At 45.5% G+C, this 22,297-nt stretch carries 23 protein-coding genes and 1 pseudogene; 7 read left to right on the forward strand and 17 right to left on the reverse strand.

The window, feature by feature from the left end:
* Window positions 1-152: 152 nt before the first annotated feature.
* Entirely contained in the window at window positions 153-548 is a 396-nt protein-coding gene (locus RIB93_RS14945) for a hypothetical protein (protein ID WP_446373536.1), read from the reverse strand.
* Between the two features lie 193 nt (window positions 549-741).
* Between RIB93_RS14945 and RIB93_RS14950 the strand changes: the two genes are divergently transcribed.
* Entirely contained in the window at window positions 742-1,209 is a 468-nt protein-coding gene (locus RIB93_RS14950; protein ID WP_446373537.1) for a hypothetical protein, read from the forward strand.
* 45 nt (window positions 1,210-1,254) lie between these two features.
* Window positions 1,255-1,659: a hypothetical protein gene (locus tag RIB93_RS14955; protein WP_446373538.1), complete on the forward strand. Its 405-nt coding sequence runs from the start codon at window positions 1,255-1,257 to the stop codon at window positions 1,657-1,659.
* A 155-nt stretch (window positions 1,660-1,814) separates the two neighbouring features.
* Here the strand turns inward: RIB93_RS14955 and RIB93_RS14960 are convergent, their stop codons facing one another.
* The 7 genes and pseudogenes from RIB93_RS14960 to RIB93_RS14990 all read right to left on the reverse strand — a co-directional run bounded on the left by RIB93_RS14960 (window position 1,815) and on the right by RIB93_RS14990 (window position 7,120).
* The gene (locus RIB93_RS14960) at window positions 1,815-2,102 is read right to left on the reverse strand and encodes a hypothetical protein (protein ID WP_446373539.1); all 288 of its coding nucleotides are present in this window, start codon (window positions 2,100-2,102) and stop codon (window positions 1,815-1,817) included.
* Window positions 2,086-2,250, reverse strand: a pseudogene (locus RIB93_RS14965) (type II toxin-antitoxin system HigB family toxin); the annotation flags it as partial. The pseudogene RIB93_RS14965 and the gene RIB93_RS14960, both read right to left, overlap by 17 nt.
* 46 nt (window positions 2,251-2,296) lie before the next feature.
* Window positions 2,297-2,659 carry a PD-(D/E)XK nuclease domain-containing protein gene (locus RIB93_RS14970; RefSeq protein WP_446373557.1) on the reverse strand — a complete coding sequence of 121 codons (363 nt, stop codon included), beginning with the start codon at window positions 2,657-2,659 and terminating at the stop codon, window positions 2,297-2,299.
* Window positions 2,660-3,139: 480 nt separating this feature from the next.
* Window positions 3,140-3,826, reverse strand: a complete 687-nt coding sequence (locus tag RIB93_RS14975) for a Uma2 family endonuclease (protein ID WP_446373540.1) — start codon at window positions 3,824-3,826, stop codon at window positions 3,140-3,142.
* Between the two features lie 38 nt (window positions 3,827-3,864).
* On the reverse strand, window positions 3,865-4,080 hold the full coding sequence (locus RIB93_RS14980) for a hypothetical protein (protein WP_446373541.1): 216 nt from the start codon (window positions 4,078-4,080) through the stop codon (window positions 3,865-3,867).
* Complete coding sequence (locus tag RIB93_RS14985; protein WP_446373542.1) at window positions 4,064-5,374, reverse strand: URC4/urg3 family protein; 1,311 nt, start codon at window positions 5,372-5,374, stop codon at window positions 4,064-4,066. The genes RIB93_RS14980 and RIB93_RS14985 overlap by 17 nt, the downstream gene beginning before the upstream one ends.
* A 477-nt stretch (window positions 5,375-5,851) precedes the next feature.
* Window positions 5,852-7,120 carry a GTP cyclohydrolase II gene (locus RIB93_RS14990; protein ID WP_446373543.1) on the reverse strand — a complete coding sequence of 423 codons (1,269 nt, stop codon included), beginning with the start codon at window positions 7,118-7,120 and terminating at the stop codon, window positions 5,852-5,854.
* 263 nt (window positions 7,121-7,383) lie between these two features.
* On the opposite strand from RIB93_RS14990, the gene RIB93_RS14995 reads away from it, so the two are divergent.
* The 3 genes from RIB93_RS14995 (at window position 7,384) to RIB93_RS15005 (ending at window position 12,873) form a co-directional block, all read left to right on the forward strand.
* Window positions 7,384-7,629, forward strand: a complete 246-nt coding sequence (locus tag RIB93_RS14995; protein WP_446373544.1) for a hypothetical protein — start codon at window positions 7,384-7,386, stop codon at window positions 7,627-7,629.
* 386 nt (window positions 7,630-8,015) lie between these two features.
* On the forward strand, window positions 8,016-9,344 hold the full coding sequence (locus RIB93_RS15000) for an AAA-like domain-containing protein (protein ID WP_446373545.1): 1,329 nt from the start codon (window positions 8,016-8,018) through the stop codon (window positions 9,342-9,344).
* A gap of 163 nt (window positions 9,345-9,507) precedes the next feature.
* The gene (locus RIB93_RS15005) at window positions 9,508-12,873 is read left to right on the forward strand and encodes a WD40 domain-containing protein (RefSeq protein ID WP_446373546.1); all 3,366 of its coding nucleotides are present in this window, start codon (window positions 9,508-9,510) and stop codon (window positions 12,871-12,873) included.
* A gap of 253 nt (window positions 12,874-13,126) precedes the next feature.
* On the opposite strand, the gene RIB93_RS15010 is transcribed toward RIB93_RS15005, so the two are convergent.
* The 9 genes from RIB93_RS15010 to RIB93_RS15050 form a co-directional block, all read right to left on the reverse strand.
* Window positions 13,127-13,798: a Na(+)/H(+) antiporter subunit B gene (locus RIB93_RS15010; RefSeq protein WP_446373547.1), complete on the reverse strand. Its 672-nt coding sequence runs from the start codon at window positions 13,796-13,798 to the stop codon at window positions 13,127-13,129.
* On the reverse strand, window positions 13,798-14,403 hold the full coding sequence (locus tag RIB93_RS15015; protein ID WP_446373548.1) for a DUF4040 domain-containing protein: 606 nt from the start codon (window positions 14,401-14,403) through the stop codon (window positions 13,798-13,800). Before RIB93_RS15015 ends, RIB93_RS15010 begins: the two co-directional genes overlap by 1 nt.
* Entirely contained in the window at window positions 14,390-14,680 is a 291-nt protein-coding gene (locus RIB93_RS15020) for a monovalent cation/H(+) antiporter subunit G (protein ID WP_446373549.1), read from the reverse strand. Before RIB93_RS15020 ends, RIB93_RS15015 begins: the two co-directional genes overlap by 14 nt.
* Complete coding sequence (locus RIB93_RS15025; RefSeq protein ID WP_446373550.1) at window positions 14,664-14,945, reverse strand: hypothetical protein; 282 nt, start codon at window positions 14,943-14,945, stop codon at window positions 14,664-14,666. The genes RIB93_RS15020 and RIB93_RS15025 overlap by 17 nt, the downstream gene beginning before the upstream one ends.
* On the reverse strand, window positions 14,942-15,331 hold the full coding sequence (locus RIB93_RS15030; protein WP_446373551.1) for a Na+/H+ antiporter subunit E: 390 nt from the start codon (window positions 15,329-15,331) through the stop codon (window positions 14,942-14,944). The genes RIB93_RS15025 and RIB93_RS15030 overlap by 4 nt, the downstream gene beginning before the upstream one ends.
* Window positions 15,332-15,392: 61 nt before the next feature.
* Entirely contained in the window at window positions 15,393-16,826 is a 1,434-nt protein-coding gene (locus tag RIB93_RS15035; RefSeq protein ID WP_446373552.1) for a cation:proton antiporter, read from the reverse strand.
* Window positions 16,823-17,185, reverse strand: coding sequence for a cation:proton antiporter subunit C (locus tag RIB93_RS15040; RefSeq protein ID WP_446373553.1), 363 nt, complete (start codon window positions 17,183-17,185; stop codon window positions 16,823-16,825). The genes RIB93_RS15035 and RIB93_RS15040 overlap by 4 nt, the downstream gene beginning before the upstream one ends.
* A 292-nt stretch (window positions 17,186-17,477) precedes the next feature.
* Window positions 17,478-17,885, reverse strand: a complete 408-nt coding sequence (locus RIB93_RS15045) for a four helix bundle protein (protein ID WP_446373558.1) — start codon at window positions 17,883-17,885, stop codon at window positions 17,478-17,480.
* Window positions 17,886-17,986: 101 nt separating this feature from the next.
* A complete protein-coding gene (locus RIB93_RS15050; protein ID WP_446373554.1) occupies window positions 17,987-19,426 on the reverse strand; it encodes a cation:proton antiporter in 1,440 nt (479 codons plus the stop codon).
* 416 nt (window positions 19,427-19,842) lie between these two features.
* On the opposite strand from RIB93_RS15050, the gene RIB93_RS15055 reads away from it, so the two are divergent.
* Both RIB93_RS15055 and RIB93_RS15060 read left to right on the forward strand, forming a co-directional pair.
* The gene (locus RIB93_RS15055) at window positions 19,843-20,952 is read left to right on the forward strand and encodes an AAA family ATPase (RefSeq protein WP_446373555.1); all 1,110 of its coding nucleotides are present in this window, start codon (window positions 19,843-19,845) and stop codon (window positions 20,950-20,952) included.
* A gap of 430 nt (window positions 20,953-21,382) precedes the next feature.
* A partial coding sequence (locus tag RIB93_RS15060) for a hypothetical protein (protein ID WP_446373556.1) occupies window positions 21,383-22,297 on the forward strand: 915 nt, incomplete at its 3' end.

Genomic DNA, 22,297 nt, shown 5'->3' on the forward strand with positions numbered 1-22,297 from the left:
ATTTTGGACTCTGGATATTTGGGTGATCAGTTCCGTGCGGGTCATTCCCAGACTGGCTGCTAGCTGATTGAGGTTTTCCCAATCCTGGGGTTCAAGCCGTATCCCGACGCTGATCGTCTTCCGGTCTGATTTCGGTCTACCACGTTTGTTTGTCATTGTCTTTCCTCGTCGCTAACCTTGTCCTCATCATCAAGGTTTTCGCCAGTCTTTACCCTTAATTGGTCAAACAGTTCTTCAAGCTGGCGCTGCCTTTTTTCCAGCCGTTCCACTTCTGATCGGTAATGAGCCAACTGAATCGCGTTCTCCTCTATCAGTTGGCGAAGGATTCCCCCAGAAATCGTTCTTCGGCTAGCTGCGAAAGGTTCTCCTGAATCTCTCCTCTGGCAAATCGCTCCACCAGTTCTGACCTGGTTATTCCCAATTGCTGCGCTTGAGATTGCAGAAGCTTCCACCCCTTCGGCGTAATCATCAGCGATACGTTTTTTGCGTTTTCCCTGGCTGACTTGGGTCTGCCGCGCTTGCTCGTCATACTTTTTTGAATGTGCCATAACCTGTCTGTGCATTATCTCATATATACAAATAGGATATTGACTTTTGATTATTACATACATAAAATAAAAATACCGATTTTTACATACGTCGGTCAAACAAGTTCAGGCGATCGCGTAACAGAGCGCTGCAATTTCACAAGGCGCACAGGGCGGATCGCTCTTCCGTGACAACCTTATCCAGCTTTCGACGATGAAACACTCCGACTGGCTACGCCTTCAATCCGAAGGCGAGAGCATCTGTGCTATCCTGCGCCAACAAGGTTATGTCTGCCGCAAACAGACTCGACGCCTATCCTGGAAACTTTCTAAAACGGGTCAAAACGATTACATGCTCAGATGGCTACCAGCACCCATCAACGAATGGAATTTGATGCCCAACGATACCAGCCCACAATGGGAACAGCTTTGGCAACTCATTGAACGCACCTTAAGCACCATCAGAGGGGAAGCCAGAAAAACTCTGCCTAAACCCACTTCACAACCAGAAAATAACTCCCGCCCTTGGGCAATTATCCGACTCTTACCTGATGCCAGACGGCATACAGTGGCGAGATTTTTCAACCGTCAAGATGCAGAGGATTACCGACGCTTTCTCAAGCGTTTTATACCGGATGCTGAATTTGAAGTCTTTTTCGATGTTCCCAACGAACAGCTTTAAGGCACAACCAATTAAACAAACGATTAAACCAGGAATCAAGCGATCATGACTGCCTTATTTCGCCGCATCAAACCTGCCCAAAACTTCCGCATCACTAAGCATCAAATTGCCAAATTCTTAAATATTCCTGCTTCCCTCATCGTAAAAGTCGAATCCTGGCTCTACGTTATCTTTGTCCACCGTCTCGATAAAGGAGGACAATTCATCAGCTATCGTCAGATGGAACAATGGAAAAATGCCATTGCCTGTCACCTGCAAAAATGTTCGACGCATCAACAGTTAAACAGTTTGTGGAATGCGGTTAAATATGACCAGACAAAGCACCGCAAACAATACGCTGATTCTATCTTGCCTTTCCTCAAGACAATCTGGGAAAAATGCCTTCAGAGTAGGTTCGTAGTTGCGCTGTCTTCGCCTCCATCCCTCGCTTTACCTACTACCAACGCCTAATTAAGTGACATTTTACTTAAGAAATCACCCCCTTTTGCCACGGCGATTGAAATCGCTGCTACACAAACTTTCGTCCGCCTGCGCGGACTAGGTTATAACGAGGGTAGCTAACCTGGATTTGGTATTAGAACGCTACTTAGTAAGCTGTTCGGCATTTAAACCTTAATATCAATAACGGCGAAAGCCTTGTAGTGCGTTAAGCGAAGCCATGCCGCAGGCTTTGCATCTTGCTCGCTACTAATACCCAATTTAAATGCATGACAGCTTATTAGACTGGATGTTAAGAGTGATCGCACTTTCTCCTCTGGAGTTCGGTGTTTGGCAAAGGTTAGCCGTTCTGCCTCTGCTAGGGCGCGATCATATTCCGCCTCTGTCTCAATCACTTTAGGCGCGACTTGTACGAGTAGATTGCGATAAGCGTCTTGGTCAAAAGTAAGGGTCATTTTTCCACTTGCTTTTGTCGTATTCGGCATGAGTTAAAAAATATTTGTAGTAAATTGTTTTAGTTTCGTAGTCGATACCAACAATCAGACGATAGTCATTGCCTTTGAGATTGAAGACGGTAAAGTTCCCAACTGCTTCAGTTTGTTTTTGCTTCACCTGAGTTTTACAACTCAATTAGACACGCTATGGTTTTTTATGCTATAACAACGTACATTTCAAACTGTTTGTCACGAATCATTCTCGTGCCAGACAACTTCTCCATAGATTCGGGATCTCGCAAGTCGCCGGAATTATAAATTAGACAAATTAGCACTTTAAGTGGTTCCCATTTAATATACAACTCTTGGTCAGAGGACAAGTCTTTAAAAATTCGGGCTTGATCATTGGGATTATGTACATACTTAACCTCAACTAAAATACCTAGATCTTCTATCGCTATGTCAACTCTACTAGAATTACCTGCTATTTTTCCAAGAGGCTCTTCCTGAATCGAGTATTTTACATAAGCCCGAATTAATCCATGCAAAAGGTCTTGAACATCATACTCATCTTCAATTGTGTAAGCATCTTTTCTGCATAATGATTCATAGGATGTGAAGTATGTACTATTCGGATTTCCTCAATTTGCTCTCTATCGGCGACTAGACCAGAAATACTGAACCGACGCTGTTGATGCCAAGGAGCAATTATTTGGTTATAAAGTTCTTCAAATTTCAAGTCGTTTACGACTTTTTCTGTTGAATCTGATTTTTTTTATTCACAGATACCGAACAGTGCCAGAATTGATCAGGATAGTCACTTAAATTCATGTTGGACTTGTAATTTAAAGAGCAGTTTATCTTAGTGGTAAGCTGTCACGCATTTAAATTGGGTATGTATAGTGACCTAGGTGTAAAGCCTGCGGCATGGCTTCGCTTAACGCACTACAAGGATTTCGCAATTCTTAACATCTAGGTTTAAATAACGAACAGTTTAATTGTGCAGATTCAGTGTGATCGCTCCTCGCAGTAGGCTAGGTTAATGCATAGTTATTATACTACTCTACTAAGTGTTCGACAAACCTTGCCTGTTCCTCTGAAGCTAAACCTTCCTGCAAAACTGACAACACCCTTGCCATATTTCCGGCTAACAAATCACCTGCAGCTAGCCACAATCCGGGAAACACTCGACTCCGGATCACATTATTTTCATCCACGGGCAAAGAAACATACTCACCCTGCTGCAAGTAAAACCAATCAAGTCTCCGCTCACACACTTGCCAAACAATATACTCTTGCACTCCATTGCGACGATACGCTCGTTTCTTATCATGCAAGTCTATCGCCACACTACTTGCTGCAATTTCTGCTACTAATTCTGGCGCACCCTCGATATAATCATCTTCGCTGAGTCTCGCTTGTCCACCCGCATTTTCATCAATTAACAGTACAGCATCGGGTTGGGGTTCGTTGTCTAAGTCTAAACGAACGGTAGGTTCAATCCCTAACTCAATCCCAGGTGTCGCCACTTGATAATTGCCCAGCCAAATAATTAAATTAGCGTGAGGTTGACCATGACTTCTAAAACGCAGTGCAGCAGGCAAGTAAACGACTCCTTCAATTAGTTCAGCTTTTTTAAGAGAATGCATCGCATTATAACGACGCTCAAATTCATAACGATTCAAGCGATCGCCACTTTCAAGCGCTGGAGGTAAAGACTCTTGCTGGAAGGGAGTTTGAACCATTGATTGCCGTTGTCGCTAGTCTGTTGATGTCTCTATACCTAGATCCTATCTGCTATCATCCGATATTCCCACAACTCGACTAACCGCGATCGCATGGCTGATGGCGAAGACAGCGCCACTACAAAATAAGCGCGATCGCGCTTATCTGGTGTTGATGTTGCAGGAGAGTGGATGTTGGGTTTCGGCGCGTCAACCCAACCGACAGTGATAGGCGATCGCACTGACTGATTATTTGGTTCAAAAAACTGTCCCATCACTCTCAATCTGAATCGGCGGAACTCCCCCTTCTCTTAATTGTGCTGCAATCTTTCGTCCGGCTGTCCAAGTCCCACCTTGCAAAACTTTAACTAATGGCAACTGAGTTGCTGTCAAGTTTAACTGTTTTCGGATAGCTTCGGCAATTCGATCCAACAAACTTACCGTCAGCGCCCGCCATTCGACAATTACTTCAGAACCCGGTAAGTGGCGCTGCTGCAAAATAGCCGGATCTTTCACCACAATCAGTCCTAAATCGAGGCATAAACCGCCATTGCGATACTCGGCTAATCCGGTGAGTTCGTCTAATCCAGTAATTTCTAACCCTAATTCTTGTAAGGGTTCTAAGAGTGAGTAGGTTAACCACTGGGAAAGTTTGTGAAACGGGATATAGTGATCACTCGGCTTGTCCCCGGAGAGGGCAGAATGATACCAGACATCGCCTAAATTTACTCCCGCGATCGCCAGTCGTCCGGGCCAAATCTCACCTAACCCCTCCAACACTGCTGATAGTACGACTTTAGCGGGTAGCTTGCCGATAAGGTTGGGTTTATATAAGTTATCGGTTGTTTCCATAACCTTATCTATCAAACTCCCGTCTATCGCTTCTCCCTCATGGCTTGAAAGACTCAGCAAATACTTGACCAAATTACCCGGACGGGGATTTTTATCACCAAACAATTTAGGATGAGTCTGTAGGGATTCTCCCAAGCGCTGTAAGAGTTTTACCCTACCCTCTAAACCTAAAAGGGGATTCGTTGAACTCACCTGAAATCCTGCGGCTAACTGCTCAACCGTTAACTTTTGTAATCCTTTCGTATCGGCTTGTAAGGGATATTCTGGATTACTCGAAAACATACCCTGACAGAACATGCGGAAACTGGCAACGGCTAACCCTTCGGAACGGCGAAACACCTGTCCTGTTTGGGTTTCAACATACTGCCAATCAGCACCCGCCCCCGCATCTAATAAAACACTAACAATAGCTAAATCAAATTTAGTTTGGGCTTTTTGTAGGGGAGTGAGTCCAGCTAATTTTTCTTCTAATTCAGCAAGGCGTGGCACATTTCCGACTTCAAAGTGCCGCCAGCGACTGTGGAACGGGATGTTAAAATCGGGATAGTCATCCTGCATGACTTGAAGTACATAACTTGCCACGTTCTCTAGCTGGGTTAAATCGCAGCCGAAGTAATGCAACTGGTTTGCCTTAGCGAGATCCAAGACGCGATCGCACCGTTCTCGAATCGCTTGTGGTGTTCTTAGATATGCAATGGTTTGTTGGTCATTTGTCATTTTTCAGGGAACAGGGAACAGGGAACAGGGAACAGGGAATACGGGAATACGGGAATACGGGAATACGGGAATGTAGAGACGTAGCATGCTACGTCTCTACGTCGGGGCTTGGGTTGGTAGCCGTTATATTTATTGTGAGGTCATAAATGATAGTAGTGACACTCGCTCCTACACAATACTCAATACTTTTTCATAATTCATAATTTCTACTTTATAGGTGTGTACCCCTGAATAACTGTCTGTCGGTATAGGTTACTACAGACGCCAGTGCGGGAGTACACACTCTACTTGTGATTAGACACACTTACTGTTCTGAATAGAAGGAAACACTGCTGACTATGAGGAAGCTAAGTCACTAGATCAAGAATAACAAAGAAGTTGCCTGAAATCAAATCTGCAATCATCTTTTGTTTTTGGCATTTCATTCGTCATTGGTTTTGCTGAACTTCCCAAGTTCCAATAACGAACCAAAAATTATCACAGGAGACTACGCCCTTTAATCGTCGCTAATTTTACTGCATCGGGTGCGGTTGTTTCCGTGTAATAACCAGCCGCTTGTTTGGCAGCAATTTCGACCATGGCATCTTCGGGAATTAAATCGTCAGGAATTGGGATGCGTTTGACAATCTCAATACCCGAACTGGTGATCGCATTGTATTTCATGTCGCTCATGGAGACAAAGCTGTCAATGCGAGTAATTCCCAACCAGTGTAGTACATCGGGCATTAGTTCTTGGAACCGCATATCGGGGGCACCCGCCACACATTCAGTGCGGTTGAAATAGGCATCCGCGCTATCGCCGCCTTCTTGTCGCTTACGGGCATTATAAACCAGGAATTTAGTGACTTCACCTAATGCCCGTCCTTCTTTGCGGAAGTAAACCAAAACCCCTGCGCCTCCGGCTTGTGCGGTTTGCACACAAACTTCTAAGCCATGTACCAAATAAGGACGACAAGTGCAGATATCGGAACCAAACACATCGGAACCGTTGCATTCATCATGAACGCGCACGGCAAGTTGGCGATTGGGATCAGTAATCGCGTCCACATCGCCGATTAAGTAGGCGGTAATCCCACCAATCGGAGGTAAGAAAACCTGTAAATCGGGGCGAGTTACCAGTTCCGGGAACATTCCCCCAGTTTGCTGGAAGAGGGCGCGGCGTAATTCTCCTTCCTCGACGTTGAGTCGGTGGGCAATTCCTGGAAGATACCACACGGGGTCAATGGCAACCTTGGTGACCACTAGACTGCCGTTAGGCTTGACAATTTTACCGTCAACTGATAAGCGATTTTTCTGGATCGCTTCTTGGATTTCCGGCAAATTGACATGGGCTTGGGTGACTGCGATCGTGGGTCGAATGTCGTATCCTTGCTCATAGAGATCGGTGTAAACATCTCCCACCATTCCCCCAAAGGGGTCAAGAGACACAATGCGATTAGGGTCAGCCCAACTGGGATGGGGACCAATCTCCACCACTGGAGCCGTATTGGTCAAATCCGCTCGGTGATTGGGATGAAGCGCTCCACTGGCAACGGCTAATGCCCGATAAACGGAATAGGAACCAGAGTGAGTGCCAATCGCGTTACGATGGGCAAGGTTTGTCACCGTACCAATAATGGGTCCCCGCTTGAGGGGGTCGATTTCTCCCCAATGCAGGCTAGGGGGTTGTTTCCCGGAACGTCCTGGATGAGAGGTCAAAACAATATGTTTGGGTTTCGACTTCGACAACGGTTGTGATAGTTGCATAATGGCTCTTATGTAGAATGCACCTCAAATTGACGTATGAGTCGTTTAATTGAAGCAAGCTCTGATCATAGCAAGTAGAAATGGGTTCTGCGTGAACCTAATGGAGCTAAGTGTCAACACCCTGTTATATTTTCTTAAAATACACAATACACCGGAATGGCTTAGAGGCTATGGTACGAGGAACACAGTGACTGGGGCATAGGGCTCCGAGTCACTGATATAGCGCTACGCGCCGGGGAATAGGGAATAGGGAATGGGCAATAGTGAAGACAAAGCCCACAGCCCGTCAAATCACCCGCAGGGTAAGGGTAACTTATAAAAACCAGCAGGATAATTGGTTCGTCATTTCTGGTTATAAGGATGGGAATGTTTTTTACACGAAAACCTTTCTGTACAACAATGATATTCTCGAATTAAGCCTAAACTATGATCGCTCCCTACAACCTGAATTTGATACGATCGTTGCCCAGATTTCCCATTCATTTATGCCTGTTGACGATTATCAGTAGTAGTTAACCGAAAAAGAAGGTGGGCAAGAGCAAAGACGATAGCCTCAGCGCTTCCTTGCTGTATCACTCTTGCCCACCCTACATCTAATATAATTGTGCGATCGCGAAACATCGATTTCATTAAGGAGGTCTTAGAATTGACGTTCCTTAACTCTATTTGTATGCCTGTTATTATATGAATGAAGCTAAAAGCCGTGCAATTGGTAAACTTCAGGTAATTAGGCTTAAAAATTGGGTTAGTTATATGTGATTTTTTATGGAAAATTATGGAAATTGACCGAGTTGGGCGCAAAATCTCGGAAAAATTCAGGTTATGACTTAACAGGGCTGCCAAAACAAATAAATTTGGTAAAATTTCAGAGCAAGGAGCAGTGCTAACTTTCGCCATGGATTCCCAATCACAACCAACTTGGCATCAAATTAAACAAACGGCTAACCAAGGCTTGTATCGCACAACGGGTAGCTACCTGAGTGATGTTGAAGAAAAAGTCTTGCACAGCGCTTGGGAGGGCTACAGTTATGAGCAAATTGCCGAACAGCATAACTTCACCGTCAATTACATTCGAGGAGATGTCGGACCCCAGTTATGGCGTAAGCTGTCTGAGGTATTATCCGAGAAAGTTAGCAAAACCAATTTTCGGGAAGCCTTAACCCGAGAATACTTCAGAAAATCGCAACCTGTATCCTCACCGAAGATAAAATATCCCAATGGACCTGTACCCCTACGTTCTAAGTTCTATGTAGAACGCCCTCCCATTGAAACCGATTGTTATCAGACAATTTTGCAACCGGGGGCGCTGATTCGGATTAAAGCCCCACGCAAGATGGGAAAAACCTCTCTATTGGATAGAATTATTGAGTATGCCGAGACACAGGGGTATCGCACCGTCCGTTTAAATCTGCGACAAATTGAGCAGGCAAAATTTAGTGACTTGGATAAGTTTCTGCGCTGTTTTTGTGCCTGTATTAGCGATAAGTTAAACCCTGATGCGGTGCTGTCTGATTATTGGAATGAAGACCGAGGTAGTATGCTTAGTTGTACTCGCTATTTTGAAGTGCTTTTGGCACAAGCAGAGAGTCCCTTGGTTTTAGCCCTAGATGAAGTAGACCGAGTATTCCAATATCCCGATATTGCCACGCACTTCTTCCCCCTTATCCGCAGTTGGCATGAAGAAGCCAATAATCTCGAACTGTGGGAACAACTGCGCTTATTGGTAGTTCATAGCACAGAAGATTATGGCTCATTAGATATTAATCAATCTCCATTTAATGTCGGTTTACCTGTGCCATTAGCGGAGTGGACTTCTCAACAAGTAGAAGATTTGGCAAAGCGTCATTCTCTGGATTGGAATTTGCAAATTAGTAGTGAAGGACTTGTACCGTTACTAGTAAAGGTGGGCGGACATCCTTTTTTAGTGCGATTGGCACTTTATAAACTGGCAACTGAACAGATTACATTGGATGAGTTATTACAAGATGCGGCTACAGATGCGGGAATCTATAGTCAACATTTGCGTCACCATTTAGCCACGTTGAAAGAACATCCAGAACTGGCTAACGCCCTGGAAAAGGTGGTAAATGCAACTGAACCTGTGCCATTAGATACAATGCAGGCGTATAAGTTACATAGTATGGGGTTAATTGAACAGCAGGGGAATCAGGTTACACCTCGATGTCAATTGTATCGGCAGTATTTTCGAGAACATTTGAATTAGTCATTAGTCATTAGTCATTAGTCATTAGTCATTAGTCATTCGTCATTTGTCACAAAATTGGCAATTTAGTCAGGGCGGGTTTCGTTACATCTGGGTGAAGGAAGAAACGATAGCAGTGAAACCCGCCCCTACACAAGAATAAAAAAAGGGCAGAATTTAGACTATGAGTGTATTAACTAGAACTGAAAATTATTACAAAATTGGCGGCAGCTTAAAGTATCAACACCCCACCTATGTGAAACGCCAAGCTGATGATGAACTCTATGATGGATTGAAACAGGGGGAATATTGCTATGTATTGAACTCGCGGCAGATGGGCAAGTCTAGCTTGCGCGTTCGGATGATGAAAATTCTCAAAAGTGAAGGCATCAAATGTGCGTCGATTGATATGACACGGCTGGGAAGTCAAACGACGCCAGAGGCATGGTATCTGGGTATTATTTCTGAGTTGGTGAGGAATTTTGGTCTATCGACTAGGTTTGATGATATTGCCTGGTGGAGGCAACATGAGATATTATCACCGTTACAACGATTGAATTGGTTTATCGAGGATGTGTTGCTGACTCAGTTTGAGCAAAATCTAGTTGTTTTCCTGGACGAAATCGATAGTATTATTAAACTCGATTTTAAAGACGACTTCTTTGCCTTTATTCGCGCCTGTTATAACCAACGAGCCGATAATCCGGATTATAATCGCCTGACGTTTTGTTTATTGGGAGTTGCCACGCCTTCCAATTTAATGGATGACAAAAAACGCACCCCCTTTAATATCGGGCGATCAATTCAGCTTGGTGGCTTTCAATTTGAGGATGCCAAAGCCTCGTTAATCCCCGGTTTTGCTGATAAGGTGGATGATCCAGAAACCGTTTTAAAAGAGATATTAAACTGGACAGGCGGACAACCTTTTCTCACCCAGAAATTATGCTATTTAATTGGTAAGCATACTCAAAGCCGTACCCCCGATATTGCTCAAATTGTCCACACTCATATCCTGGAAAACTGGCAATCTCAGGATGAACCGGAGCATTTACGAACGATTCGCGATCGCCTGCTGAGTAATGAACAACGAGCAGAGCGTTTGCTGGGGCTGTATCAGCAACTTTTGCAGCAGGGAAAAGTGGCGGTAAATGATCATCCAGAACAGATGGAATTACGCCTAAGTGGGTTAGTAGTTAAACAGCAGCAAACCTTAAGGGTTTATAATCGCATTTATCAGACTGTATTTAACCTGGAATGGGTTAATGAAAAACTCGCTAACTTGCGACCCTATTCAGAAGCAATAACTGCCTGGTTTGCATCCAAGAGTCAGGATAATTCCCGACTGTTGCGCGGTCAGGCGTTACAGGAAGCAAGACAATGGGCGGCTAATCAATGCTTAAGTGATCAGGATTATCAATTTTTAGCCAAAAGTGAGCAATGGGAAAAATGGGAAATTGAACGCGCTTTAGATGCTGAAAAGAAAGAGCGCAAATTAGTCCTCTTAGAGATGCAAATTGCTCAAGAGAAAATTAAACAGGCACAGGAGCAAGCACGGCGGGAAAAATGCCAAAATCGGCTTAAATTTGCCGTGACTTGGGCTTTGGTTCTGGCGGTTGCCACAGGGACTGGTTTTTACGTCCGCCAACAACTGAAACTGGCTTATACCGAATCCCTGGAAGAGCAAATAAAAAAAGCAGGGGATAGGGCTTTGCTTACGTTTGAGTTGGGACAACTTGAGGCATTATTGCAAGCCATGAAAGCGGGGCATACCTTAGCAACGTCATTTGGTGAGCGTCCCTTAGTCAACTATCCCACAACTCGTCCAGTGTTAGCGTTGCAGGAAATTCTGAACAATATTCAGGAACGGAATCAACTGCATCATCAAGCCAGTGTAGAAAGCCTCGCCTTTAGCCGGGATGGACAAACCATTGTCACGGCTTCCCTGGATGGCATTATTCTTATGTGGAACCGACAAGGAAAAATCATCAGACAATTGCCGGGACATCAAGCCAGAGTCACCAGTATTGCCATTAGTCAAGATGGACAACGTATTGCCAGCGCCTCAATTGATGGTACGGTTCGCTTGTGGCATCGCCAAAGAAATGAAATGCAAGAATTGCCAAAACAGCAGGGTTGGGTGAGAAGCGTTGCCTTTAGTCCCGATGGAGAGTTAATTGCCACGGCGTCATCGGATCACACGGCGCGTTTGTGGGATATTCAGGGTAATTTGTTGCAGGAATTTACCGGGCATGAAGATGGAGTAACCCGTGTTGCTTTTAGTCCCAATGGACAGTTGATTGCCACAGCGTCATCGGATCACACGGCGCGTTTATGGGATATTCAGGGCAATCTGTTGCAGGAATTCAAAGGACATCAAGGACGAGTGACTCAGGTGATGTTTAGCGCCGATGGGCAGTTTTTGGGGACTGCTTCATCCGATGGTACGGCTCGCCTGTGGGATTGGCAAGGAAATGTGGTACAAAACTTAAAAGGGCATCAAGGTATAGTGACAGATCTCGCCATGAGTCGGGATGGTCAAATCATTGTCACGGCTACATCTGACGGCATTGCCCACCTGTGGACGCGATCGCAAAATCAGCCGTTGCAAGGACATCAAGATGGGGTTACCCATGTCACCTTTAGCCCCGATGGGCAGTTGTTGGGGACAGCTTCATCTGATGGTACAGCTCGCCTCTGGAATCGACAAGGGAAATCCATCCTGGCATTCAAGGGACATCAAGGGAGTGTCACCCATATCACCTTTCGTCCGGATCAGCAAATGATTGCTACTGCCTCATCTGATGGCACTGTTCACTTATGGGACATCCAGGGTAAATTACACAGACGCTTACCCAACCATTCCGGCGGCGTGGCACAAGTGGCATTTAGCCCCGATGGACAACTGATTGCCACGGCTTCTTCCGATGGTATTGCCCGCTTATGGGATATTCAAGGGAATCTACTGCAAGACTTGATCGGACATCAAGGGTGGGTAAGAAGCCTTGCCTTTAGTCCCGATGGAACGCAGATTGCCACCGCTTCATCCGATCGCACGGTTCGCCTTTGGGACTTGCAAGGTAATCTGCGACAGGAATTGAAAGGACATCAGGGATGGGTTAAAAGTGTCGCCTTTAGTCCCAATGGAGACTATATCGCAACGGCTTCCATTGATGGCATGATTCGTCTCTGGAATACTGACGGAAACCTCGTCAAAGAACTCAACCAGCATCCCAGTGGCATAACCCATATTGCCTTTAGTCCAGATGGAACCCAGATTGCCACCGCCTCATTCGAGGGTATCGCCCGTTTATGGGATTTACAGGGAAACCTGGTACAAGAAATTAAAGGACATCAAGGTGCTGTGGTTAGTGTTGCCTTTAGTCCAGATGGAACCCAAATTGCCACGGCTTCATCGGATGGCACCGCCCGGATTTGGCACGTTGAAGGGTTAGGGGAATTACTCTCCAGAGGGTGTATCTGGTTGCAAGATTACTTAGCAACCCATCCCGAAGCACGAGAGGAACTCCAGGTTTGTGATTTTAGGGAATAGGGAATTATAAAAAACCGATATTAATTATCTAACCACTGCTCCAAGTGCTTGCTGAATAAGTGGTGAGGTGAGGGGGAGCAGGGGAAGCTGGGGAAGCAAGGGTACATTTTCCCTGAGCAAGGTGATGCCATACTTATGAAGGATGCTACCCCATTTCCGGTACTGCCGCCAGAGACTCAGGGATTACATCTAAACTGGGGGCGGCTTTGAGGAAATAAATCCACTTACACAATCGATGCTACCGAACTTGATATCACAACAATCCCCGATAATGAACAAAAACTAAAATAGCAGCCCAGGAACCCAAGGCGACTTTTACGGCGACAAGGATATTGAGCAGGGGGATAATCCCACCACTAAGCAGTGTGCCTAAGTTTCCATGGGGTAACTCGCCTCCAGCCAGAGTGATAACTGCCAGGACAATGAAAACCAGAACCGAAACCTTCTCCCATCTAGAGGCGTGCCAACGCTTATAGATTTCCTGCATCCACTCCGTTGATGAAGTAATCGCTACCAAGCCGATCGCGGTTCCCCCAGCTACCCCAGCGGCAAACCCACCACCAGGGCTAAGATGTCCCCGAATCGCTAATTCGATACCCACCAACGCGGAAATGGTTGCTCCCAGACGCGCCAAAATCATCGAGGGTTGATCGGTAAACTGATAGACAGTGCAGAACGGCTTTTCATCCGCCAGCAGAAACCGCACACCCATAATCGCGATCGTAAATACCACCACTTCAAAGATCGTGTCATACAACCGATTCCGGAAAATGATACCCGAAACCACATTGGACACGCCACTGTCTTCTACAACGGCTTCGACGATAGAAATATCTGACAAATCTGGTGCCGAATTAGGTATATTAGGCGTGATTAGGAATATGACGTACAGCGCGATCCCGGCTGCAATGTAAACCCATTTCATTAGTGTTTCTCCCCTGAATCTGGTGTATTGATATAGGTTAAATGTGTCGCAGGTGACGACAGTTCGGTTCGCATGATGTCATAGAGACGTTGAACCCGAGTCGCGGTGTGATAAGATGGCGTCTCAGACTCAGATACTGTCAGGTCTTGAGGCTCCAGTTCTGCTGAATGCGATCGCGTACAGGTGGCATGAACTTCTTTTTCCATCAGCGCCCGATGTAACGCCTGCTGATCTGTATAGGGGACTAACTCGACACGCATATAATGCTTGCTAAAAATGCGGCGTAAATCATTCATCAGTTCCCCAAAATGCTGCTCAACTTCTTCCTTAGTCGGCACTTTATCGCCACTTTCTTCCAGTACACCAAGACGCAGGGTTAAAGATGAACGCACCGCCACGGCATACAGCGTAATCGCCAGCATAGTACCCACCAAAGCTTCGGTCAACGCCACATCTGCCGCCCCCAAAACTGCATAAACCAATGCCGCCACCGCTCCCAAAATGCCCCGAATCACCAAAGCATGGTAAGGATTCACCTGAAAGACCAGCATACAGGCAGCCAACGGCAGCAGCGCAATAATCACATAGAGATCACTCTGATTCATAGTCAAATTCCTCCCCACTACTCGAACAGTACGCCAACACATACCCCAGCACTGTATTCCAAATCGCCAAGGAGATAATGGCGAGAATCAGTAGGGGCCATTCACTGGGTATTTTTAGCAGCAATCCGACGATAATACTCATTGAACCGAGAGTATCTGCCACCGAAAGAGTATGCAGCTTAAAGAGTACAGATCTATGACCAATCAACGGAAAGGTTCCCCAAAACCAGAAGACAATTCCTACGCCAATACAGATATAACTAAGCACGTTGATCATAATAGGACTCTTTCGCTAAATCATTGATTCGTTTAAGGATATGTGCCAACAACATTAATCCTGCATTTCCCACACTCAGGATGATTACCCCAACCACTCCAATCATCCAGTCGTCTCGTAAGACAGAAACAACCAGAATCATAATTGAGGTTTTGGTAGCAATACTGGCAAATGCCAACATTTTTTGCCAAATATCATCATCCTGCCATGCCTCATACATGGGGATAAGTAACGCCAACATCATACCAATTAAAATCAAATTCATGTTCGTTTTCTCCGGCTAATTCGATGGACTTCATACGAGCCTTCCTCGTGGTATTTTAAAACAATAGTTTTGGGTGTAAACGTAATTAAAAATATATCGAGAAAAATCAGTCCCGGTGTGCGCTGGGGTTTAACTCGTTCCATAATTACATCTTCGTATTTATGAGGACGGAACATAATTTCAAATGCCTCAAAATACGCTTGGGGAATCGCCACAAGTACCTCACCCAGCACCCGTAACCAATCCGTTAATGATTCCGAAGTTTTGGCGCGTCCCGGCAAAAGAAGGGCGATGGCGATGCCAATAATGATATTTGGCACACTCAGACTAGCGGTGAGCAAAAACCAGATGGCTAATCGCAATATCAAATTCAGATGTCCAATCATTTTTCGTCATTGGTCATTGGTCATTGGTCATTGGTCATTGGTCATTTGTAAGAGTTTGAGATTAAGCGAATACCATCCCAAACAGCAGCAGCAACATTAAACTCATCAGCCCAATAAGATGATCGAATTGCTCAAGCATACGAGGGAGTTTGATGGCAAGTCGTTTGAAAATCAAAAAATATGCCAACCATCCAAGTGCGATAGTGACTAGGGGTTTCACGATATTCTTAACCGTATACGCCTCGTAATACACAGCATTTGCTAAAATTAAACCCCCGATTAATATAATCATGGCTAACCAGAAACTGGGCTTGACATTTCCCTCTCCTTGTGAATCGTGAGGCAAAAAAATGAATTTGGCAAAGGATATTGCTGTTCCCAAAGCCGCAATATTCATACCAATCACTTGCCAGGGCAAAAGATTTTTCATCGTCAAAACCTTCGCCCCAAAGCCAGACAATAGGGGAAAACCTGAGATAGAGAAACTAGCGATAACTAAAGCAATCCAAATCGAGGTATTAATCGGCTGATGATGTAGTTCTTTAAAGTTACGGCTGGGTAAGGTTCCCGCTATTAAGAACAGCGCTGATTTAACTAACCCGTGGGTTAGCCCATAAAAACCACCGACTTCGGGTGCTGCTAGGACAAAGCCTAACTGCGAAATCGTGTGAAATGCCAACATTCGCTTGGTATCTTTTTCAAAGACGGCATAACCGACTCCTAGCAGTGCGGTTCCCACACCGAAGAGTCGGACAATGGGATCAACCTCTGGCACCATCAAAGCAAAGCGCATCAGGGGAAACACCCCAGCTTTTACCACAACTCCTGATAGTAACGCTGACACGGGTGTCTCCGATTCAGAGTGGGTCAACGGTAACCATAATCCCGATACAAAGATACCCCCCTTACTCAACAGTCCCATAAAAATCAGGGCAACTGCCTCGGTGGGAGCATTGCTTAACCCCTCATAAGCAAATGAATAATTCGCCTCATACACCAACACCGCACCCATCAGATAAAACAGCATTGCTACATTGCTGATCAACAGATAGCGCAACGCCACCCAAATCGAACGATTCGTTCGGGGATAGGCAATTAACAGAAATGCGGCAATACCAATGACCTCTAACGCCACGTATAAGCTGATGAAATCGGCACAGACAAAGGCGGCATTAACACAGCCATGCAAAATAATCATCTGTGTATAAAAAAAAGCCGTCTTATTGGTGTGCCAACAATAGAGGATAACGGCGGTTGTGACTAGAGCATTGGTGAATATAAAAAAACCGCTCAATTGGTCAGCGATTAAGGTGACGCCGAAACTATCCAATAATTGCAGGGTTAAGGGCGATTTAGCCACAAATAACTGCAACGCATATCCAGCCGAAACCAGGGCGACGCCCAGTGCGAGATATCGGTCAAGTCTGGGGAACAGATAAATGCTGAACCCCACAAATAGCGGTAGTGTGATCGAGACAATTGTCAATGTACTCATGGGGTGTTGTGCTTCTCAATCTCGCTGCTTTCTAAGGTGGGATAATCCCGTGCTAGCTTCATCACACCGACTAGCATTAGAGCTTGAATTGAAAAGCCGATCACAATCGCGGTTAAGATCACCGCTTGGGGAACTGGATCAGAGTAAGCACCATTTTCGATGTGGGAAATAATCCCATTTTCGACAGGAATAATCGGTGTGAACAAGGCTTCTCCTTTTCTGGATGCAATCAGTACGTAATAGGCAATAACCCCCGTACTCATTACATCCATGGAGATGATCTTCATCACCAGGTTTTTTTTCAGGATGATGCCGAAAAATCCGCACAGGATGGTGGCAAATATGCAGGCTTCTAACACGGGTATGCTGTCCTGGAAAAAGGTGCTAAAACATATATAGCACGTTTTAATAGTGCTAACCAAGATGGACACTATTGGAAAGTGTCAATGCCAATTATAGACTCATGCCACAGCAACGGATTGGTTTGAGCAGGGGAAGCTGGGGGAGCTGGGGGAGCTGGGGAAGCTGGGGGAGCTGGGGGAGCTGGGGAAGCGGGGGGAGCTGGGGGAAGCGGGGGGAGCTGGGGAAGCGGGGGAAGCGGGGGGAGCTGGGGAAGATGGGGAAGATGGGGAAGATGGGGAAGATGGGGAGTCATTTGGATTTGTTAATAATCCAATGATGGGAATTGTTAATTAAATGTACCAAACCACTGAGAACTTGATTATAAGTCCCATAGAGTTCTCTTCCTTGTTCTAAATCTAAATACTGACATTTGACAGCAAACTTTATCCAGACTTGAGTTTCAGCCGATTCAGCTTCACTATCATTCAATTTGGCAATAAAAGCCGCCTCATAGCGACGTTTCCTCCATGCTTCTGCCAGATTAGCACAAACAGAACGTGAAGAACGACGAATCTGATCAGTTAATGAATAGCGTTCTTCTACAGGAAACCGTTTAGAAAGTTCAAAGATTTTCATTGCCACGTCAAATGCCATTTGATACACAGCTAAATCTTCATGACTTTTAACCAGTTCTTTCCTTTTTTCCTGTTCTTCCATATTGACCCTATCTCCTAATTTTCCAGACGCACCATGGCACATCTCCCCCATCTCCCCTATCTCCCCTATCTCCCCTATCTCCCTCATCTCCCTCATCTTCCTTATGCCAATACCATCTTGAATAGAAGAATCAACGCTAGACTCATCACCCCCATGAATCCAATCAGATGCTCCAATTGCTCAAGCATACGGGGTAGTTTGAGTACCACTCGTTGAAAAATCAAAACGTATGCCAACCATCCAACGGCGATGATTGCCAGGTTTTTGGTTATATTTGCCAGGGTGTATCCATCTAAATACATCCCACTTGCGGCAATCAGCGCACCGAGCAGTAATAGGATTGGAGTCCAGAAACTGGCTCGAACAGGCTTCCCTTTCCCATGGGGCAGAAAGATGAATTTGGCATACACCATCGCGGTTCCCACCGCCCCCAGGTTCATGACTATCTCTTGCCAAGGTAGGACGTTTTTCAACGTTAATACCTTCGCGCCAAAGCCGACGAATAAGGGAAAGCCCGAAATCGAGAGGCTAGCCATGACTAGGGCAATCCAGAGTCCAGTATTCATCGGCTGCTCTTTGAGTTCCTTAAAGTTTCGGCTGGGTAAGTTACCCGCGATCAAAAACAGCGTTGATTTCGCCAATCCATGGGCTAGGGCAAAAAAGCCACCAACTTCTGGTGCAGCGAGTATCCAGCCTAATTGGGAAACGGTGCTAAACGCTAGCGTGCGCTTGGTATCTTTTTCCAAGACGGCATACCCGACTCCCAGCAGTGCAGTTCCCACACCGAATAGTCTGATAATGGGATCGATCGCCTCTACCATCAAGGCAAAGCGTACCAGGGGAAACACGCCCGTTTTCACCACCACCCCTGATAGCAACGCGGATACGGGTGTCTCGGATTCCGAGTGGGTTAAGGGTAGCCACAATCCCGATATAAAGATACCCCCTTTACTCAGCAGTCCCAGAACGATCAAGGCAACTGCCTCGATGGGTGCATTGCTTAAACCCTCATAAGCAAAGGAATAATTCGCCTGATACACCAACACCGCACCCACCAGATAAAACAGCATTGCCACATTGCCGACAAACATATAACGTAAAGCCACCCAAATCGAACGATTGGTTCGGGAATAGGCAATTAACAGAAATGCGGCAATACTAATAACCTCTAACGAGACGTATAAGCTGATCAGATCGGCACAGAGAAAGGCGGCATTGACACTGCCATGTAAAATAATCGTCTGTGTATAAAAGAAAGCTGACTTATTCGTGTGCCAACAATAGAGAATAACGGCGGTTGCTACTAGGGCATTGGTCAATATAAAAAAACCGCTCAATTGGTCAGCGATTAATGTAACGCCGAAACTATCCAATAATTGCAGGGTTAAGGGCGCTTTAGCTACAAATAATAACTGCAACGCATAGCCAACCGAAACCAGGGCGACGCCCAGTGCGAGATATCGGTCAAGTTTGGGGAACAGATAAATGCTGAACCCCACAAACATCGGTAGTGCGATCCAGGCAATCGTCAATGTACTCATGGAGTATTGTATTTCTCAACCTCGCTGCTTTCTAAGGTCGGATGATGCCGTGCTAGCGTCTTTTTTAAGATGATGCCGCAAAATCCGCCCAGAATGGTGGCGAATAGATAGGCGGCTAACACGGCTATGCTTTCCGGTGAAAAGGTGCTAAAACATTTATAGCACGTTTTAATAGTGCTATAAAAGACTGACACTATTGGAAAGTGTCAATGCCAACGATAGACTCATACCACACCAACGGGTTGGTTTGAGCAGAGGATTGACATGATAAAACATGCAATAGCCGGATTAAAGAACCGATTCGTGGCAAGTCAATACTTAACCTCAGCCCTGAGTCGCCGAATACCGTTGGCGGCTGAAGGACTGAAGGTGTACCGCCGAAACCTTTCTACTCTTGCGATCAGGACACTAAAACTGTGACCATTTTGGATGTATCAACACCATTTCAATTGGTTGGACGGCAAGCGCAATTCCAGCGAATCATCCAGGTGTTAGCCCATGAGGGCAACCTGTTGATTGTGGGAGTACCGGGAAGCGGACGGCGGAGTCTGGTACGGCTAGCGGCTCGGGAAGTTGGCGTGAAAATCCTGGAAGTTGACTGTATCCGGGTGACTGATGGTCAACGCTTCGTCCAATTGTTGTGCGAGAGCATCAATCAGACGTTTCTCAGTACAACGGCTCACACTTTCATGGAAGAGTGGATTGAACACAAGGCGGCTGAATTATTTGTCCTCAATGATAACGGACGAGGTAGAGCGCAGCTAAAACCGATTCGGGTAAAGAGTCAAGAGCAACAATGGAGAGCATTTGAGGGATTACTGGAACTCCTACAAGAATTAGCCGAATCTACAGGTGAACGGGTGGTGCTGATTTTGGAAAGCTTCCCCCATATTCGTTCTTGGGATCGTCATGGGGTATGGGAAAATTTTTTGAAGCAAGAAATCGAGCGTCAGACTCAGGTGAGTTATGTATTGGTAGCAACGATCGCGGAAATTAGCATTCATCCTGATGAACTGGGGAATAGTTTAGAAATCGTGCAGCTAGCCCCCTTAGCCGATGATGTGGTGGCGGCTTGGGCGCAGGAGGTTCTGCATGTCGAAGGGCTGACATTCGATCCGCGATCGCAAGCCTTAGAATTGTTTGTCAATGCGGTACAGGGACATTTAGGCGATGCTTCGGCACTGGTACGACGCCTGCAGTCGGTGCGAGTGGCTGACGGGTTAATTCGCGATCGCCACATCCAGCAGGCAATTCAAGAGCTATTATCTGACCTATCCATGGTTTTCGAGTCATTACTGATGCTGCTTCCGGCGAATCAGGCGCATCTGTTGGAATCTCTAGCGTTAGATCCGACTGACAAGCCCCAAAGTCGCGATTATATAAACAAACACTACCTATCCAGAGGGGGAAGTCTGCAAGGTGCGATCGCGGGATTACAACACAAAGGTTTAATTTACGGCTCCGAGCAAAATTATCGACTGGCTCTCCCTCTGTTGGCGTTGTGGCTACGCCAGCGCTTGAGTTGATTTCAAATTTAGCACCATGCCCTCAGAATGGAATTGGAGAGGCATATACAAACAAAGTCCGCCTGCGCGGACTGACAAAAAAGGTTGGAAACCCACGTAGGTGGGTTTTGTTTGTGTAGCCGCGATTTCTAATCGCCGTCAGAGGGTGCTTTAGCTAAACTACCTGATGGAGAAGATTGGAAAGAGGGTAGGCAATAACAGTTAATCAGGGCGGGTTTTGTTGTTCAGTTATCGGCTTTTACGTTAGATTTAGCCCCTAAACCCGCCCCTACAATTAACAAACGTACCATGGCACCTCTGGAACATGACGTCTAATTGTAATGACACCGACTGACGCTCTAGCCAACTTGCTGCGCTTGCCAATTTTCACTCAGCACCAACTCTCTCAAATGCTTCAAAATTACCACATATCCATCTTTCAGTAGAGGCAATGTATTCAAACTCTATTCAGCTAACGCTTGAAGGAGAGCTTGAAAATATTGATACTTGCCATGACAAAATTAACAAGGAAATTATCACACAATCTCAACTTAAAACCAAGCGTTTACTTGATGAAGTAGGCGATGAAATACGGCAGCAAGCCTACCCAATTTTAGCGGCTATAGAGCAACGTTTTCGAGTATTTGTTAGTCAAGCCCTTACAGAAGTCTCTGGATTCGATTGGTGGGATACTACTGCTCCTGCTGAACTCCGGAGTAAAGTTCAGCCGATTCAAGAGAAGCATCAAGAAGACGGTATGCCACTAGACCCCTTAGAGTGTACTCAATTTGATGATCTAATTAAAATAATTACGGCAGAAACATCTGAATGGTCAGAGAGTAGGATGCTATCTGTAATCGATTGTATCGAACTACTATCAGATTGTGAATCAGTTGCGGAAGTCAGAAACAAACTGATAAAGAAGACTAATAAGTTTGCCTTTTGGGATGTTTTTGCTCGTTACTTCCTGGATGAAAAAGAGTGGCAAAAATTAAAAAGAACTATCAATTTTGTGATCAAGGAACGTCACAAAGTAATGCATCATCGACCGATACGCTTAGGTGTCATTGAGGCTTTACTGACTAAAAAAGAAGAAATTTTTGCTCTACTTGATACGGCGAAATCTGAGTTGTCTGAGAAAGATCGTATCGAAACGTCTAGAGATTGGCAAAAACTAATGGAAAAATTTGCACAGCCGTCTGTAGACTTGCAAAAACTAATGGAAAAATTTGCACAGCCGTCTGTAAACTTGCAAAAACTAATGGAAAATGCTGCACAGCCGTCTGTAAACTTGCAAAAACTAATGGAAAATGCTGCACAGCCGTCTGTAAACTTGCAAAAACTAATGGAAAATGCTGCACAGCCG

Source organism: Coleofasciculus sp. D1-CHI-01 (assembly GCF_040218875.1).
In the GTDB taxonomy this organism is placed as follows: Bacteria; Cyanobacteriota; Cyanobacteriia; order Cyanobacteriales; family Coleofasciculaceae; genus Coleofasciculus.

Excerpts from the sequence above, each read along its gene's own strand:
- RIB93_RS14945 (WP_446373536.1), bottom strand. The coding sequence starts at position 548 with ATGGCACATTCAAAAAAGTATGACGAGCAAGCGCGGCAGACCCAAGTC.
- RIB93_RS14990 (WP_446373543.1), bottom strand. The coding sequence starts at position 7,120 with ATGCAACTATCACAACCGTTGTCGAAGTCGAAACCCAAACATATTGTT.
- RIB93_RS14975 (WP_446373540.1), bottom strand. The coding sequence starts at position 3,826 with ATGGTTCAAACTCCCTTCCAGCAAGAGTCTTTACCTCCAGCGCTTGAA.
- RIB93_RS14955 (WP_446373538.1), top strand. The coding sequence starts at position 1,255 with ATGACTGCCTTATTTCGCCGCATCAAACCTGCCCAAAACTTCCGCATC.
- RIB93_RS15020 (WP_446373549.1), bottom strand. The coding sequence starts at position 14,680 with ATGATCAACGTGCTTAGTTATATCTGTATTGGCGTAGGAATTGTCTTC.
- RIB93_RS15010 (WP_446373547.1), bottom strand. The coding sequence starts at position 13,798 with ATGAAATGGGTTTACATTGCAGCCGGGATCGCGCTGTACGTCATATTC.
- RIB93_RS15015 (WP_446373548.1), bottom strand. The coding sequence starts at position 14,403 with ATGAATCAGAGTGATCTCTATGTGATTATTGCGCTGCTGCCGTTGGCT.
- RIB93_RS15030 (WP_446373551.1), bottom strand. The coding sequence starts at position 15,331 with ATGATTGGACATCTGAATTTGATATTGCGATTAGCCATCTGGTTTTTG.
- RIB93_RS14960 (WP_446373539.1), bottom strand. The coding sequence starts at position 2,102 with ATGACCCTTACTTTTGACCAAGACGCTTATCGCAATCTACTCGTACAA.
- RIB93_RS15000 (WP_446373545.1), top strand. The coding sequence starts at position 8,016 with ATGGATTCCCAATCACAACCAACTTGGCATCAAATTAAACAAACGGCT.
- RIB93_RS14950 (WP_446373537.1), top strand. The coding sequence starts at position 742 with ATGAAACACTCCGACTGGCTACGCCTTCAATCCGAAGGCGAGAGCATC.
- RIB93_RS14985 (WP_446373542.1), bottom strand. The coding sequence starts at position 5,374 with ATGACAAATGACCAACAAACCATTGCATATCTAAGAACACCACAAGCG.
- RIB93_RS15005 (WP_446373546.1), top strand. The coding sequence starts at position 9,508 with ATGAGTGTATTAACTAGAACTGAAAATTATTACAAAATTGGCGGCAGC.
- RIB93_RS15050 (WP_446373554.1), bottom strand. The coding sequence starts at position 19,426 with ATGAGTACATTGACGATTGCCTGGATCGCACTACCGATGTTTGTGGGG.
- RIB93_RS14980 (WP_446373541.1), bottom strand. The coding sequence starts at position 4,080 with ATGGGACAGTTTTTTGAACCAAATAATCAGTCAGTGCGATCGCCTATC.
- RIB93_RS15035 (WP_446373552.1), bottom strand. The coding sequence starts at position 16,826 with ATGAGTACATTGACAATTGTCTCGATCACACTACCGCTATTTGTGGGG.
- RIB93_RS15025 (WP_446373550.1), bottom strand. The coding sequence starts at position 14,945 with ATGAATTTGATTTTAATTGGTATGATGTTGGCGTTACTTATCCCCATG.
- RIB93_RS15045 (WP_446373558.1), bottom strand. The coding sequence starts at position 17,885 with ATGGAAGAACAGGAAAAAAGGAAAGAACTGGTTAAAAGTCATGAAGAT.